The organism is Kitasatospora sp. A2-31 (assembly GCF_022288725.1).
In the GTDB taxonomy this organism is placed as follows: Bacteria; Actinomycetota; Actinomycetes; order Streptomycetales; family Streptomycetaceae; genus Kitasatospora.
Map to the genome: position 1 here is coordinate 75807 of NZ_JAKNTA010000020.1, position 13946 is coordinate 89752.

The following is a 13946-nucleotide window of genomic DNA, read 5'->3' on the forward strand; positions in this document are numbered from 1 at the left end:
CCCCGGGAGCAACGCCCGGGTCGGGCACCACGCACCGCCAACCCCCGACCGAGGAGCACAGCTTGAGCACCACGCCACCGCCGGACACGCTCGCCGCAGCGCTCGCCTGGCACGCCGCCGGCGCCAGCGTCGTCCGGGTGGCGCTCGACGGCACAAAGCGACCCCTCGGCGACTGGAAGGGCGCACAGTCCGTCCGCGCCACCGAGGACCAGATCCGCACCTGGTTCGCCGACGGACACCCCGGCCTCGGAGTCGTCATGGGTGCCGTCTCCGGCGGCTTGGAGATGTTCGAGTTCGAGGGCCGCGCCGTCGAGGAGGGCCTCGCCGCGCAGTACAACGAGATCGTGGAAGCGTCCGGCCTTGCCGAGGTCTGGAACGCCGTGAAGTGCGGCTACACCGACCGGTCACCCAGCGGCGGTTTCCACGTCGTCTGGCGAGTGGTCAACGGGCCCGTGGCGGGGAACACGAAGCTTGCCGCGCGTCCGGCCCGACCCGAGGAACTCACCGACCGGGAGCGCCAGGTGCTCGCCGAGCGCCCTGGCAAGATCTTCCAGCGGGATCTGATCGAGACCCGCGGCGACGGCGGTCAGTCGGTCATGGCCCCCTCGCATGGACCGGTGCATGACACCGGGCTGCCGTACGTGCTGCTGGCCGGCGGCCCGTCCACCGTCGCCGTCATCAACGCGGACGAGCGGGACGCGCTGCTGGAGATCGCGCGCATGCTCGACCAGATGCCCGCCGTCGAGCCCGCGCCGGCGCCGCTGCCCGGCCCGCGCGAACCCCGTTGGGACGACGGCGGCATCAGCCCGGGCGACGACTTCGAGGCCCGCACCCCGTGGGCCGACATCCTCACCCCGCACGGCTGGACCCACATCGTCACCCAGGGCCGCACCGCCTACTGGCGGCGCCCCGGCAAGACGCTCGGCGTCTCCGCCACCACCGGCCACGACCCCGCACGCGACCGGCTGTACGTCTTCACCTCCAGCACCGAGTTCGACCCGGAGCGGCCGTATACCAAGTTCGGCGCCTACGCGCTGCTGGAGCACCGCGGCGACCACTCCGCGGCCGCCAAGGAGCTCCGTCGCCGCGGATACGGCTCCCGCCCTCAGCACCTGCGGCCCGTTCCCGCCGCCGTACCTTCGCCGGCTGCCGCAGAGCCAAATGGCACCGGCCGGACCGCGCTCGCAGTCGCGGCCCCGCCCGTCGACGGAACCGCTGCCCTCAGCATCACCGAGCCCACCCCCCGCCGCGGCACCTGGCCCGGCTCCTTCACCGACGACGGCAACGCCGTCCTGTTCGCCGACCAGCACCACCACCAGCTCCGGTACGTCCCCGAGCGCGGCATGTGGCTGCGCTGGGACACCCACCGCTGGGTCTGGGACGAGCTGGGCGCCACCATCGAGCTCGCCCGCGACCTCGTCCGCGACCTCGACCCCGAAGACTTCCGCGCCGACGAGGACCTGCTCAAGGCCGCCCGCCGACACCGCTCCAGCAGCCTCTCTCGGCGCGGCATCACCGCCTGCCTCGGCCTCGCGCAATCCGACCGGCGCATCGCCACCTCGGCCGGCCACCTCGACGCCGCCCCCCGACACCTCAACACCCCCGGCGGCATCGTCGACCTGCAGCGCGGCATCACCCTGCCGTCCGACCCGGCCGCCCTCCACAGCCGCTCCACCACCGTCACACCCGACCCCACCCTGCCGACGCCCCGCTGGAACACCTTCCTCAATGACACCTTCGCCGCCGACCGCGACCTCATCGGCTTCGTCCAGCGCCTCACCGGCTACTCGGCGTCCGCCGACACCGGCAGCCACGTCCTGCCGTTCCTGTTCGGCGCCGGCCAGAACGGCAAGTCCGTCCTGATGGACGTCCTCCAGATGCTCCTCGGCGACTACGCGGCGCCCGCCCCGGCCGGCTTCCTCATGGTCGGCCGCCAAGAGCACTCCGAAGAGATGGCGCGGCTCCAGGGCCTGCGCCTGGTCGTCGCCTCCGAGGTCAACCAGGACGCCCGCTTCGACGAGGCGAAGATGAAAGAGCTCACCGGCGGCGACAGCATCACCGCCCGCTACATGCACCGCTCGTTCTTCACCTTCAAGCCCACCCACCACCTCTGGCTGATGGCCAACCACCAGCCGCGGGTGAAGGGCGGCGGAAACTCCTTCTGGCGCCGGCTGCGGCTCGTCCCCTTCACCCAGGTCGTCCCCGAAGAGAGGAAGATCACCGGTCTCGCCCAGCTCCTCGTCGCCGAGGAAGGCCCCGGCATCCTCGCGTGGATCGTCCAGGGCGCCGTCGCATACTTCGCGGGCGGCCTGGCCGAGCCTGCCATGGTGCGGGCCGCCACGCAGGCCTACGCCGCCGAGGAAGACCACATCGGCCGGTTCCTGGAGGACTGCTGCCTGCTCGGCGGCGCCGGCTCAGTCCGCACCGAGGCCGGGAAGCTCAGGGCGGCGTACGAGATGTGGTGCCAGAGCGAAGGCGAGCGCGCCCTCGACGCCCGGATGCTCGGTCGCGAGCTGAAGGGGCGGGGAATTACCCGCAGGCCCTCCAACGGCCGCTACTTCTACGACGGGCTGGCCCTCACGACCGATGAGGTCGCCGACTTCCTGGGGGGCCGGTGAACGCCAGCAGTGCCGTTAGCAGTGCCGTTGAAGTGCCGTTGAAAGTGCCGTTGAAATCGGTGCATCGTCGCAGTTCAGGGGCCATCAGTGCCATCAGTGCCGTTGAAAGCCCATTGCACTCTCACACGCGCACACGCACACGCGCATTGAGAACTAATTTGCAGGCAACGGCACTAACGGCACTGAACGGCACTGGAACCCCGTCTGACCTGCGAAGACAGGGCAGTGCCGTTAACGGCACTGCAACGGCACTGCCATGACCGCCCACCAAGTCCCCGCCTGGCTTGCCGACCGGAACCCGACCAGCGACCGGGCGCGCGTCGAGCAGTGCCGCACCTGCCAGCAGCCGGTGATCCGGGCCCTCGTCGGCCGGATCGGCGCCATCGACATCCGCGTCGACCCCGCCCCGGTCGGGCACGTCGAGGAGATCGCCGCCCGGCTCGCCGGCCGCTGGACCTACTGCCTGCAGATCCGCCCACACCTCCCGGCCCGCCTGCTCGACCGCCACCAGTGGCACATCGCCGGCGGCCGCTGCACCCACCTCGTCCTCGCCCAGCACGACTGTCCCGGCCGCCGCCCGGCCGGACCGATTCAGGAGGCACTGCTTTGAGCGCCAGCAAGAGGAAGGGCTCCACCTGGGAGCGCGCCATCACCGAGTACCTGCGTACCGTCGGCTGGCCGCACGCCGAACGTCGGCTCGCCGGGGCCGCCCAGGACCGCGGCGACATCGCCGGCATCCCCGGCGTCGTCATCGAGGCGAAGAACACCGCCCGCCTGTCGCTCGGCGAGTGGATCGCCGAGGCCGAGGTCGAGCGTGTCCACGACGGCGCGTGGCTCGGCGTCGTCTGGCACAAGCGCCGCGGCAAGGCAAGCGCGGGCGACGGCTACGTGACCATGACCGGCCAGCAGTTCGCCCGCCTGCTCGCTATGGCCACCGTCCCCGCCTCCGCGCAGCCCCCACAGTGACGCCGCCCTACACCTGCGGCCAGCTGGTCCGCGCCGACGGCGACGTGCACTGCGGTCTCCCGGCCCGCCTCTACCCGGCCGGCTGGCTTTGTGGCCCGCACGCCCCCGCCAACCAGCCGAAGCGTCCCGCACCGACGTACACCACCGCAGAGAAGGAGCCGAGATGATCCCGCGCCTCGACGTCGACGGCCGGCTGCCGTGCCAGGACAGCCCCGACCTGTTCGGCGGCCGCGAAGGCGAGCGGCCCGGCAGCGACGCCTACAAGCGCCGCGTCCGCGCCGCCCAGCTCATCTGCGGCCACTGCCCCATCCGCCTCGCCTGCCGCGACCTGGGCCGCGGACTCCAGGAACGGGACGTGTGGGGCGGCGAGGACGACAAGCGCCGCGCCGCTGCGGGCACCCCGCCCAGGCGCCGGTCGCCGAGCAACGCCCAGCTTCGCGGCCGCCGCCCCGCCGCCTGACCACCCACCAGGAGACCACCGTGACCCAGCCCATCATGTGCGCCGTCTGCCGCACCGCCATCGAGTGGATCGACTGCCCCACCGGCGGCTGGTGGAGGCACGGCCAGCACCCCGCCGACAACCACGACGCCTTCCCGCCGTATGGCGGCCACGACTCGTCGTGCGCCTACGTCGGCGGCATCAGCAGCCGCTGCACCTGCACCGCCGCCGTCCCGTCTGCCTGAGGACCCGCCATGACCCAGCCCTACCCGCACCGGCTCCGCCTCCACGGCGGCCGCAACACCCACGCCGCCCGGCCCGTCAACGGCAACCCGGACAAGCTCGTCACCGCCTGCGGATACCTCGCCGGCCCGAAAGACCACCGCCATCCCGACGACGCGCCCATCACCTGCCGAGCCACCGCCTGCCAGATCGCCACCGAGGAGACCGCCCGATGAGCACCCAGCCCCAGCCCGACGCGCCCCTCGACCTCAACGCTATCCAGGCGGACGCCGACCTGATCGACCTCATCCAGGCCGAGGCCGACAACGACCCGCTGATCTTCCGCGCCAACTACGACCTGCACGCCGTCCGCCTGCTGCCCATTGCCCACCGCCTGCTCGACCGGGTCCGGGAGCTGGAGGCCGAGGTTGAGCGGCTGAGCGTCGAGCGGGACCAGTTCGCCGACCGCGTCGACGCCCTCACCGCCGTTTGCAAGAGCAACCAGCAGGCCTACCGCGGCGCCGTCGAGGACTGCCAGCGGCTCGCCGCCGAGAATGACGAGCTTCGCCGCCAGCTCGCCGAGCGGCCGAACTGGCCCGCGCACTTCGGCACCCCGCACGCCAGCATCGGCGACGCCGTCGGCCACGCGATGGCCCACAACGCCCGACTCGCCGCCACCGTCCGGAACGCCCAGGACGGCCCGCAGCGGCCCGCCTGACGGCCGCACAGCGCGGGACCGGACCCACGGAGCGCCGCGCCCGCGACAAGCCCCCAGAAGCCCCGCCACGCCACACACCATGGGAGCACCCGATGGCCACTGCCACCACCCCGACCGACCTCCTCGCCGACGCCGAACACACGCTCACCGCCGCCCGCGCAGCCCAAGCCATTTGCGACGCCCATCCCGACCTGCCCGTCAACCGGATCCACGCCGTCGGCATCGACGGCCACGACAACATCGGCCCGCTGCTGGAGTTCCTCCTCGACGACGGCTCGATCACCGAGCTGACCGCCTGGGCTCAGACGCACGGCGTCGAGGTCACCATCGAGCCGTTCCTGCACTCCACCCAGCACCGCGCGAAGACCACGGTCGACGGTGTCGCGGTCTGGGCCACCACCTACGTCGACGACGAGGACGACGTCGACGACGAGGACTGACCTGCCCCCCCGGCGGCCGGCACCCACCGGCCGCCCCGCCCCACCACACGCACCCACCATGGAGACCCGCATGACCGACCACCAGTTCGCCCTCGGCGACCGCGTCCGCACCCGCATCGACCTCGACGACGCCGACTGGGCGCCCGAGCAGCCCGCCGTCCCCGCCGGCGCCCTCGGCACCGTCGACTCCGTCCACTACGACCAGTTCACCGGCCGGGTCATCAGCTACGGCGTGATGCTCGACGCCTCGGTGGACCGCCTGTCCGCGTCGATGGACGCCGACGAGATCGAGGCCGCGGGGGAGGGCCGGTGACCAGCCAGCAGCCCCTCCGCGACCGCATCGCCGCCGCCATGCGAACCACCGTGATCCCCGGATACCCGACCAGCTATCTGGACACGGCCGAGCACGGCAGCTACCCGTGGTGCCCTCAGGGATGCGCTCCGGCCCACCAGCACCGGCTACCGGCTCGTCCGCGACGTCGAGGCCCCGCGGTGAGCGCCGCCTGGATCGCCGCCGGGATCGTCGCCTTCATCGTCCTGCTGTGGGCCGCCATCCTCCTCGGCCACCGCAGCCAACAGCCCCCGGCCAGCCCCCGCCCGTACGTACCGCCGCCCATCACAGACGCCTACGTCGACGCACAGATCACCGTCCTCGAACGGAACTGGAAGGAGCCCCAGCCGTGAGCCGACCGCCCAGCACCCCGAATTCCGACCCCGGCACCCCCCTCACCGAGCGCGAGCTCCAAGTTCTCCGCCTCACCGCCAACGGCCACACCACCGCCTACATCGCCCACATCCTCGGCCTCTCCCGCGGCACCGTCACCAACATCCGCACCACCACCCACCGCAAGCTCGGCGCCCGCGACACCGCGCACTCCATCGGCCTCGCGATCATCACCCGTCAGCTCCATCCCCGCGAGGTCCACCCCGTCCACTCGCTCACCATCACTCGGAGCGCCGCATGATCCCCGACCAGGAGACCTACCAGCAGCAGCTGATCCGCATGCGGGACGAGGCTGTCACCCGCGCCACGAAAGCCGAAGCCAACCTTCGCGCCGCCGAGGACGAGCTCAAGCTCTGGCGCCAGCAGGGCCGCCGCGCAGACCGGTACCGCGCCGCCTGGCAGTCCGCCCTGCGCCGGGCCACCGCCGCGGAGGCCGAGGCCCAGCGGCAGCACGCCGACTGCGCCTCGGCCGAGGCCCGCATCGCCGCCGCGCACCGGTTCGCCGACGAGATGGCCACCTACTGCTCACCTCACGGTGTGGCCAGCCTGTACGCCGACCGCCTCCGCGCCGTCCTCGACGGGGCCCAGCCGTGACCTGCCCCGACGATCTGTGGGACGGCTGGGAGCAGGAGCCCTGTCTGTTCGACGACCCGGACGGCGAGTACGACCTCACCCCCACCTACCCGCCCTGGTGGCGCCGCCCCTGGCCCGTATGGCGCGAGACCGCCAGCACCGCCTCCCTGTTCCCCGACATCGCCACCTACCAGCCCTGAGGAGACCACCGTGCCGAAGGCCGGAGTGATCATCGTTCCCCAGCCCGCCCACCACGGCCCCTCCAGCAACGTGCCGACCTGGTACGTCGTCGGCTACATCGCCATCGCCCTCATCGTGTGGGCCGTTGCCACCTATCTGCTCGCCAGACACGACAGGGACACGGACGCCTTCCTGGCGGTAATGGGCGGCGCGCTTGCGGCTGTCTGCTGGCCCCTGACCTTTCTGGCTGTGCCGTTCTGGCTGCTCGCCCGAGCCGCAGCCCGCAAGCCCAAGCACCGCTGACCCCGAGCACAGCAACGGGGCGCCCCCTTCAGCCTGCCAGCCAGGGACGCCCCACCAGTCCGATCACCATACCGCCCCACCAGCAACAGGAGACCGGACATGCTCGACTTCCCCGCCGCCAGCCGCCTTGCCCGCGAGCTCGCCGAGCTCCCCGACCTCGCCGCCTGGGCCAAGCTCGCCACCACCCCCGGCAGCGCACCCCGCGGCGGCCGAGTCTCCGGCGCCACCCGCACCGCCCCTACGCCCCTCCGCCTCGACGTCGCCAGCTACCTCGGCCCCGCCAGCCCCGGCAACGTCCGCGACCCGTACGGCGACCAGGACGGCAGCACCCCCCTCGCCGGCACCCTCGCCGCCTGGGTCCGCATCCACGTCGAGGAGAGCACCCTCGGCGCACCGCGCTCCGGCAGCATCGGCGACCTGCTCGCTTACCTCGGCCGGCGCGACGTCCTCGCCTGGACCGTCCACCAGCTGTGGGCCGACGAGTACGCCGCCGAGATCCACAACGCCTGGCGCACCCTCGACGCCTACGCCGCCACCCGCCCCCGCCGGCGCGCGCTCCAGCTGCCGTGCCCGCGCTGCGGACTGCTGTCCCTGTTCCAGCAGGACGGCCAGGACGCCGAGTGCGGCAACGAGTCCTGCCGCGCAGTCCTGCGTCCCGATGACTACGACCGGCGCGTCACCCAGTACCTCGCCGTCCTCGACGCGGCGTGACGCGCAGGACGCCCCGGGGCGCCGCCAACTCGGCTGCGTCCCGGGGCAGTCCGACAGCGCCAAAGTCGTGACACATCATCACGAACCCTGCTAAAGTACCCGTCAAGCGACAAAAGAACGGCCCCCGTCGGTGCTGGACACACCGGCCGGAGGCCTGACCATCGAGAGACTGGACATCTCGCAATGGCTATCCGCGATCGTATCGCGGGCCTCCGTGCGCGCCGCAACACTGCGCGCACGTCGAGCCCCTGGTGGGTCAACGCCACCACCACCGCAGGACGCCCCGTCGTCCTCGCGTCTGCGCTCGTCATGAGCGCCCCCGCCGAATACCACCTCGCCCGAGGCGCGGGTTTCGGCGACCCCTACGCCTACGGCATGCCGCTCGTCCTCAGCTCCTACGCCGGCATCGCCGCCGTCGTCGCCGCCAACCGCCCCAAGGGTGCCCGCGGTCGAGCCTCAGCCATCGTCGGCGCTGGCGCCGCACTCGCCCTCGCCATGGGTGCCCAGATCATCGGCCACCTCGTCTCCACCGGCTACATGAGCGGCCACTCCGCATGGCTCGTCTCCAGCGTCTCCGCCGTCCCCCCGCTCGTCGTCGGGCACCTGCTTCACCTTGCCGCGACCCGCGAGGACGCCCCTGCCGAGACGGCCGAGGACGCACACGGCGCCGTCTACCTCGACGAGACGCCCCCGTCGTCCTCCGCGCCGCAGACCGCACGGCCGCCCGTCATCCCCGCCGGTGCGGCCATGCTCCCCACCGTCACCCCGTGCGGCATCCCTGCGACCGCCGAGGACGCCCAGGACGCGTGGCGGGACGAGCGGGGCGCCAGCGGGCAGCCGCGTCTCATCAGCGCCGCTGAGGTCGCGCGCATCGTCGGCGTCGAACCGTCCACCGTCCGCAACTGGGTCTCCCGGGGGCTGCTCGACGTTGCCCGCAAGGACGCCCGCGGACGCAACTGGTTCGACCCGTCCTCGATCACCTCACTGAACAGCTAGCGGCCACCGTGCCCGCCGCCCTGCTTTGGGCGGTCCCCGCCGCGCTCGCGCTCACCGTGCTTGCCGCCGTGCACCCGCACGGCCCCACGGTCACCCTGCGCGCCGCTGCTGGCATCTGGATCGCCCTCCTCTGCATCGCCCTGCCCCTCCTCCTCAGGAGTTGACCCGATGGGCCTCTGGTCCAAGCTCACCGGCGGCCAGACCGCCGAGACCACCCCGACCCGCCGCACCCTGGCCGACCGCCGCCGCCGCGAGCGAGAGATCCGCCGTATCGACAAGGGCACCGCCGCCTGGCTCGCCGCCGGCGGTCGCGGCCGCCGGACGGACCGCTGACATGGCGCCCTACGAGATGGGCCCCGCCCTGTGGCCCCTCGCCGTCCTGCTCCTCCTGATGCTCACCCCCAAGCGCATCGGCCACGTCGTCGCCCGACTTCTCCGGCTCCTCGGCCTCTTCGTCGCCGTCCTGCTCCTCCTCCCATACCTCTTCAGCTGAAAGGCCCTACCGTGAGCTACCTCGCGTCCGCCATCGACACCGCCGCCAAGTACCAGCTCGCCGCTCCCGAGCAGGCCCCGAACGCCGGCCTCACCGGCATGGCGGGCGGCGCCTTCATCGTCGGAGTCATCGCCGCCGCCGTCCTCATCACCAAGTGGAGGACCAAGGGCCTGATGACGCCGCAGGAGAAGAAGCACATCGCCATCGCCGCCCTGGCCATCATCTGCCTCGCCGGATCCGGCGGCGTCCTCGGCGGACTCATCAGCACCGTGCACGACACGGCCAACCAGACCGGAACCACACTCCAGCAGACCAGCGTCGGCCGGTGACGATCCAACGACGGGCCGCCGGGAGGCTGTACGACGGGTCCGTCCTGGTGGCCCGCCGCCTCCGCCGCCGCGCGGCAGACGCCAACCTCTGGGCCAAGGCGGGCGGAGGACTGGTCCTCTGGAAGGGCGCTCCCGTCCTGCTGGACGCCGCACATCAGCAGCCGCTCCTCCCGGCGGCCGCAGCGGGGGCCTGGTGCTGGGCCGCCTGGCGAGCCGGCAAGCCACCCGACCCGGCGGCCACGCCGCCCGCTGAGGACACCCGCGGGGCAGCCGAGGTCGGCCCGGAGACGGCCGAGGGACCCGCCGTCGAGAGCGCCAAGACGGCCGAGTTCCTGGCCCTGCTTCACCGCCTCATGCCCCGCCCAGGGGACCGCATCCACCTCGCCCAGGTAGCCGCCGAGATGAGCGGCGACCCGACCGCCACCGGCCCCGTCCGGGATCTCTGCGCCGCCGCCGGGGTCACGGTCACCGCGGTCCGCGTGAAGGGCCGCGGGTCCAGCACCGGCATCTACCGCCGCGACCTACCCCCACTCCCCAACCCCTCCCCCGAACCCCTCTCGGGTGTTGTTGTCGCAGGTCAACACGGCCAACAACAACGCCAACAACACTCCGAGGAGGGGCCCGAGAAGGGGTTCGTGACCACGGCCGACCCGGCCAACCCCGCCCACTCGATCATCCACTGGAAGGCTGCCTCATGATCAACGCCATCACCCGCGACGAGCTCGACTTCGACGACCACGGCCGCCCCTACCACTGCCGCCAGGTGCTCCTCCTCGCCGGCGACCACTACCACTGCATCTGCGGCCGGGCCGTCCTCGCCACCCTCGCCCACGCCGAGTCCGCGAACCGCGGCGCGAACCGGACCGACCTCCGCCGAGCCGACGGCTGACCGCTTGCACAAGATCGGCGCTTGTGTCACGCTGCTGCCAGCACTACACGTGCGCCTACATCGCGAAGGGCCCGACTCCAGTCGGGCCCTTCGGCATTCCCGGGAGGTGGCGTGGACCCTCTGCTCACCGGCCCCGAATCCGCCCGGCTTGCCGGCGTCAACCCGGCCACCATCCGGCAGTGGAAGCGCCGCGGCCTCATACAACCCGACGGGCTCGACGAACACGGCCGCCCCATGTACCGGCAGATGACCATCGCCCGCGCCGAGCGCGCCACCCGCGACCGGGCAGGCCGCCGCATCGCCGCGTAGGCGGCTACTTCACCAGCGGGCCCTCGCCCACCCCCGGGGTCTCGACCGGCGCCCCGGCGCCCTCCTGCTCCCGCGGCCGTGCGACCAACCCGCCGGCCACCGCGGCGGCACCGCCGACCAGCAGCAGCCATGACGTGCCCTGCCTCTCGCTGATCTTCGCCGCGCACGACGCCGGCACGTCCCGCGAGACGTAGCTCGACTCCTTCGGCGACCACGGCGACCCGCAGTCCTCGCCCGCCGAGTACAGCCCCATTGCGAACCCCCCGGCCGCCAGGACCAGACCGGCCACCACCACGCCCTGCGTCGCCTGAGACGCCACACCAACCCCCTTGGTCGACAGGGCGCACAGCCTAGAGGCAGGTGATCCACGGTGACCAGACGCCGAGCGCTCACCGTGTGCACCGTGGCCGGCTGTCCCGAGCTCACCCCGGGCGGCCGGTGCCCGACCCACCAGGCCGAGGCCGAGCGCGCCCGCGGCACCCGCACTCAGCGCGGCTACGGCCAGCAGCACCGCATCCGCTTCCGCCCCGGTGTCCTGCAGCGTGACCCGCTGTGCGTCTGCACCGAGCAGGGCCACGGGCACGGTCAGCCCTGCGGCCAGCCCAGCCAGCACGCCGACCACTGGCCGCTCAGCAGGCGCGAGCTGGTCGCCGCTGGCGACGACCCGGACGACCCGAGGCACGGCCGCGGGCTGTGCCACCGCTGCCACAGCCGGGAGACGGCCCTCCACCAGCCCGGCGGCTGGGCCGACCGGTGACCCAGCGTCACCGGTCTGCCGTCACCCACCGTGACAGAGGCCAGGGGGTGACCCCCTGCGGCCAGCCCGGCGGGACCCGCGGGGGAGGCAGCTCGCTGTGTGTACGGGTCTGGAGGGTCGCCCGGCGCCCCTCGCAGTGACTCAGTGTGACCCATAGCCGCGGCCGCAACGGCCGGGTGATGACGCGCCGCAACGGCGCTTGAGAGGTGATCACGTGGCCGGCACCGGCCCTGTCCCCAAGCCCGCCGACCAGCGGCGGCGACGCAACGCCGACCCCACGGCCGGCGCGGTCCTGCCCGCGGACGGCCCCGCTGGCCCCACCCCGGTGTTGCCCGGCGGGCACGACTACGACAGCCGGACCCTTGAGTGGTACGAGACGTGGCGGTCGTCGCCGCAGGCCTCCCTGTTCCTGGCCACCGACTGGCAGCGGCTCCACATGCTGGCCCAGCTGGTCGAGCTGTATTGGACGGAGCCGAAGAAGGAGTTGCTGTCCGAGATCCGGCTCAACGAGGCGGCGCTCGGCGCGACGGCCGCGGACCGGGCCCGGCTGCGGTGGACCGTGGCGGAGCCCGACGAGCCGGCCGCCCGGAAGCGATCCCCGGGGAGCCGGGCCGCCGCCAGCCGCCGGGACCGTGTTCTGCGAGTGGTCGATGGCTCGGCGGAGAGCTGACCCGGACCGGTTCGTCTCCCTCGGCTTCGACGCCGTCGACTGGATCGAGCACTACCTCTGCCACGGGCCGGGCGATGTGCAGGGCCAGCCTCTGCTCATCGACGACGAGATGGCCGCCTTCATCGTGAAGGCGTACGAGCTCGACCCGGCGACCGGCCGGCGGCGGGTCAACAGGGCCTTCCTGTCCCGGCCGAAGGGCCGCGCGAAGAGCGAGCTCGCCGGCGCCCTGGTGGTGTTCGAGGCGCTCGGCCCGTGCCGCTTCGACGGCTGGGATGCCGACGGCGAGCCGGTCGGCCGCGAGCAGATCTACCCGTTCATCCGGTGCATGGCCACGGAGGAAGGGCAGGCCGGCAACACCTACGACAACGTCGCGGTGATGCTGGAGCACCTGGTCGAGCACTTCGGAGACGAGTTCCCTGGGATCGACCTGGGGCGCAACGCCCAGACGTCGAGCCGGATCTTCATCGAGGGCGGCGGCGAGATCGTCCCTTCGACGGCGAGCTCGGCGTCGAAGGACGGCGGCAAGGAGACGTTCGGTGTCTTCGACGAGACGCACCTGTACGTGCTGCCCGAGACTCGCGCGATGCACAAGACGGTGCGCCGCAATCTGGTGAAGCGTCGGGCCGCCGAGCCCTGGTCCCTGGAGACATCGACGATGTACGCGGTCGGGGAGAACTCGGTGGCCGAGGCGACACACCAGTACGCCGAGGCGGTCAAGGCCGGCCGCGTGCGTGATGGCGGCCTACTGTTCGACCACCGCCAGGCCCCGCACGTCGAGGACCTGATGGACGACGCCCAGCTGCTGCCCGCGCTGGAGTACGTCTACGGGGACGCGGCGGGGTGGATGGACCTGGAGCGCATCGCCGCGGACATGCGCGAGCCGGACACCGATCCGGCCGACGCCCGCCGCTACTTCCTCAACCAGCCCGGCACCGCGTCGGCGAAAGCCTTCGACGCCGGCCGCTGGTCGGGACTCGCGAACACCGGCTTCGTCGTGCCCGCCAAGGACGCCATCACGGTCGGCTTCGACGGCGCCCGCTGGCGCGACGCCACCGCGATGATCGCCACCCACCTGGAGACCGGCCACCAGTGGGTGCTCGGCGCGTGGGAGGCGCCGGTTCGGGCGGCCGAGGCCGAGCAGTGGGAAGTCCCGGTCGCCGAGGTGAACGCCGCCCTGGAGGCCGCCTTCGACCGCTGGTCCGTGGTCCGGGTGTACGCCGACCCGCCCTACTGGGAGGAGACCGTAGCCGCCTGGGCCGGAAAGTACGGCGAGCGAGTCGTTGTCGAGTGGTGGACCCACCGTCCCCGCCAGATGGCCTTCGCCCTCCGCGCGTTCCGCACCGCCCAGACTGACGGGTCTCTGCGGCATGACGGCGATCCGCTCTACGCCCGACACATCGCCAACGCGGTGAAGCGCGACGCGCGGGTGCGCGACGACGAGGGCAAGCCGATGTGGACCATCCAGAAGGACCGCCACGACTCCCCCCGCAAGATCGACGCCGCAATGGCCGGCTGCCTCTCCTGGGAGGCCCGCCGCGACGCCATCACGGCCGGACTCGGACGGCCGCCGCAGGAGTCGTGGGTGTGGACCGCGTGAGAGGGGGTGCCC

27 protein-coding genes are annotated in these 13946 nt (G+C 72.6%); 26 read left to right on the plus strand and 1 reads right to left on the minus strand.

Translation table 11 applies throughout. From position 1 onward, the window contains the following. Nucleotides 1–62 precede the first annotated feature (62 nt). The 23 genes from MCM47_RS35270 (at nucleotide 63) to MCM47_RS35380 (ending at nucleotide 10910) form a co-directional block, all read left to right on the plus strand. Nucleotides 63–2618, plus strand: a complete 2556-nt coding sequence (locus MCM47_RS35270; protein ID WP_238951095.1) for a phage/plasmid primase, P4 family — start codon at nucleotides 63–65, stop codon at nucleotides 2616–2618. A gap of 256 nt (nucleotides 2619–2874) precedes the next feature. Further along, complete coding sequence (locus MCM47_RS35275; RefSeq protein WP_238951096.1) at nucleotides 2875–3228, plus strand: hypothetical protein; 354 nt, start codon at nucleotides 2875–2877, stop codon at nucleotides 3226–3228. Further along, nucleotides 3225–3584 carry a hypothetical protein gene (locus MCM47_RS35280; RefSeq protein ID WP_238951097.1) on the plus strand — a complete coding sequence of 120 codons (360 nt, stop codon included), beginning with the start codon at nucleotides 3225–3227 and terminating at the stop codon, nucleotides 3582–3584. Before MCM47_RS35275 ends, MCM47_RS35280 begins: the two co-directional genes overlap by 4 nt. Further along, nucleotides 3581–3751: a hypothetical protein gene (locus MCM47_RS35285; RefSeq protein WP_238951098.1), complete on the plus strand. Its 171-nt coding sequence runs from the start codon at nucleotides 3581–3583 to the stop codon at nucleotides 3749–3751. Before MCM47_RS35280 ends, MCM47_RS35285 begins: the two co-directional genes overlap by 4 nt. Next, nucleotides 3748–4044: a WhiB family transcriptional regulator gene (locus MCM47_RS35290; RefSeq protein WP_238951099.1), complete on the plus strand. Its 297-nt coding sequence runs from the start codon at nucleotides 3748–3750 to the stop codon at nucleotides 4042–4044. Before MCM47_RS35285 ends, MCM47_RS35290 begins: the two co-directional genes overlap by 4 nt. 20 nt (nucleotides 4045–4064) lie before the next feature. Next, nucleotides 4065–4268 carry a hypothetical protein gene (locus tag MCM47_RS35295; protein WP_238951100.1) on the plus strand — a complete coding sequence of 68 codons (204 nt, stop codon included), beginning with the start codon at nucleotides 4065–4067 and terminating at the stop codon, nucleotides 4266–4268. A 9-nt stretch (nucleotides 4269–4277) separates the two neighbouring features. Then, entirely contained in the window at nucleotides 4278–4481 is a 204-nt protein-coding gene (locus MCM47_RS35300; protein WP_238951101.1) for a hypothetical protein, read from the plus strand. Beyond that, the gene (locus MCM47_RS35305; RefSeq protein WP_238951102.1) at nucleotides 4478–4963 is read left to right on the plus strand and encodes a hypothetical protein; all 486 of its coding nucleotides are present in this window, start codon (nucleotides 4478–4480) and stop codon (nucleotides 4961–4963) included. The genes MCM47_RS35300 and MCM47_RS35305 overlap by 4 nt, the downstream gene beginning before the upstream one ends. A gap of 92 nt (nucleotides 4964–5055) precedes the next feature. Beyond that, nucleotides 5056–5403 (plus strand): hypothetical protein, encoded by a 348-nt coding sequence (locus MCM47_RS35310; protein WP_238951103.1) that lies wholly within the window; start codon nucleotides 5056–5058, stop codon nucleotides 5401–5403. Nucleotides 5404–5473: 70 nt separating this feature from the next. Beyond that, nucleotides 5474–5716 (plus strand): hypothetical protein, encoded by a 243-nt coding sequence (locus MCM47_RS35315; protein WP_238951104.1) that lies wholly within the window; start codon nucleotides 5474–5476, stop codon nucleotides 5714–5716. Next, the gene (locus MCM47_RS43560) at nucleotides 5713–6087 is read left to right on the plus strand and encodes a hypothetical protein (RefSeq protein WP_238951105.1); all 375 of its coding nucleotides are present in this window, start codon (nucleotides 5713–5715) and stop codon (nucleotides 6085–6087) included. The genes MCM47_RS35315 and MCM47_RS43560 overlap by 4 nt, the downstream gene beginning before the upstream one ends. Then, a complete protein-coding gene (locus MCM47_RS43565) occupies nucleotides 6084–6368 on the plus strand; it encodes a helix-turn-helix transcriptional regulator (protein WP_238951106.1) in 285 nt (94 codons plus the stop codon). The genes MCM47_RS43560 and MCM47_RS43565 overlap by 4 nt, the downstream gene beginning before the upstream one ends. Beyond that, the gene (locus MCM47_RS35330; protein WP_238951107.1) at nucleotides 6365–6721 is read left to right on the plus strand and encodes a hypothetical protein; all 357 of its coding nucleotides are present in this window, start codon (nucleotides 6365–6367) and stop codon (nucleotides 6719–6721) included. Before MCM47_RS43565 ends, MCM47_RS35330 begins: the two co-directional genes overlap by 4 nt. Further along, nucleotides 6718–6900, plus strand: coding sequence for a hypothetical protein (locus tag MCM47_RS35335; RefSeq protein ID WP_238951108.1), 183 nt, complete (start codon nucleotides 6718–6720; stop codon nucleotides 6898–6900). The genes MCM47_RS35330 and MCM47_RS35335 overlap by 4 nt, the downstream gene beginning before the upstream one ends. A 10-nt stretch (nucleotides 6901–6910) precedes the next feature. Further along, nucleotides 6911–7183 (plus strand): hypothetical protein, encoded by a 273-nt coding sequence (locus tag MCM47_RS35340; RefSeq protein WP_238951109.1) that lies wholly within the window; start codon nucleotides 6911–6913, stop codon nucleotides 7181–7183. Nucleotides 7184–7282: 99 nt separating this feature from the next. Then, nucleotides 7283–7894, plus strand: coding sequence for a hypothetical protein (locus tag MCM47_RS35345; RefSeq protein WP_238951110.1), 612 nt, complete (start codon nucleotides 7283–7285; stop codon nucleotides 7892–7894). 183 nt (nucleotides 7895–8077) lie between these two features. Next, on the plus strand, nucleotides 8078–8890 hold the full coding sequence (locus tag MCM47_RS35350) for a MerR family transcriptional regulator (RefSeq protein WP_238951111.1): 813 nt from the start codon (nucleotides 8078–8080) through the stop codon (nucleotides 8888–8890). Between the two features lie 168 nt (nucleotides 8891–9058). After that, entirely contained in the window at nucleotides 9059–9223 is a 165-nt protein-coding gene (locus MCM47_RS35355) for a hypothetical protein (RefSeq protein WP_238951112.1), read from the plus strand. A gap of 1 nt (nucleotide 9224) precedes the next feature. Then, the gene (locus MCM47_RS35360) at nucleotides 9225–9383 is read left to right on the plus strand and encodes a hypothetical protein (protein ID WP_238951113.1); all 159 of its coding nucleotides are present in this window, start codon (nucleotides 9225–9227) and stop codon (nucleotides 9381–9383) included. A gap of 11 nt (nucleotides 9384–9394) precedes the next feature. Next, a complete protein-coding gene (locus MCM47_RS35365; protein WP_238951114.1) occupies nucleotides 9395–9712 on the plus strand; it encodes a hypothetical protein in 318 nt (105 codons plus the stop codon). Then, the gene (locus tag MCM47_RS35370; RefSeq protein WP_238951115.1) at nucleotides 9709–10410 is read left to right on the plus strand and encodes a hypothetical protein; all 702 of its coding nucleotides are present in this window, start codon (nucleotides 9709–9711) and stop codon (nucleotides 10408–10410) included. Before MCM47_RS35365 ends, MCM47_RS35370 begins: the two co-directional genes overlap by 4 nt. Beyond that, the gene (locus tag MCM47_RS35375; protein WP_238951116.1) at nucleotides 10407–10601 is read left to right on the plus strand and encodes a hypothetical protein; all 195 of its coding nucleotides are present in this window, start codon (nucleotides 10407–10409) and stop codon (nucleotides 10599–10601) included. The genes MCM47_RS35370 and MCM47_RS35375 overlap by 4 nt, the downstream gene beginning before the upstream one ends. Nucleotides 10602–10712: 111 nt before the next feature. Beyond that, nucleotides 10713–10910 carry a MerR family transcriptional regulator gene (locus MCM47_RS35380; protein WP_238951117.1) on the plus strand — a complete coding sequence of 66 codons (198 nt, stop codon included), beginning with the start codon at nucleotides 10713–10715 and terminating at the stop codon, nucleotides 10908–10910. A 4-nt stretch (nucleotides 10911–10914) separates the two neighbouring features. Here the strand turns inward: MCM47_RS35380 and MCM47_RS35385 are convergent, their stop codons facing one another. Continuing rightward, entirely contained in the window at nucleotides 10915–11229 is a 315-nt protein-coding gene (locus tag MCM47_RS35385) for a hypothetical protein (RefSeq protein ID WP_238951118.1), read from the minus strand. Nucleotides 11230–11280: 51 nt separating this feature from the next. Here MCM47_RS35385 and MCM47_RS35390 point away from each other — a divergent pair, with 51 nt between their 5' ends. The 3 genes from MCM47_RS35390 (at nucleotide 11281) to MCM47_RS35400 (ending at nucleotide 13934) form a co-directional block, all read left to right on the plus strand. Continuing rightward, nucleotides 11281–11667 (plus strand): holin, encoded by a 387-nt coding sequence (locus tag MCM47_RS35390; RefSeq protein ID WP_238951119.1) that lies wholly within the window; start codon nucleotides 11281–11283, stop codon nucleotides 11665–11667. A 214-nt stretch (nucleotides 11668–11881) separates the two neighbouring features. Then, nucleotides 11882–12337, plus strand: coding sequence for a hypothetical protein (locus tag MCM47_RS35395; protein WP_238951120.1), 456 nt, complete (start codon nucleotides 11882–11884; stop codon nucleotides 12335–12337). Beyond that, nucleotides 12318–13934, plus strand: a complete 1617-nt coding sequence (locus MCM47_RS35400) for a terminase (protein ID WP_238951121.1) — start codon at nucleotides 12318–12320, stop codon at nucleotides 13932–13934. The genes MCM47_RS35395 and MCM47_RS35400 overlap by 20 nt, the downstream gene beginning before the upstream one ends. The last annotated feature ends 12 nt before the right edge of the window (nucleotides 13935–13946 follow it).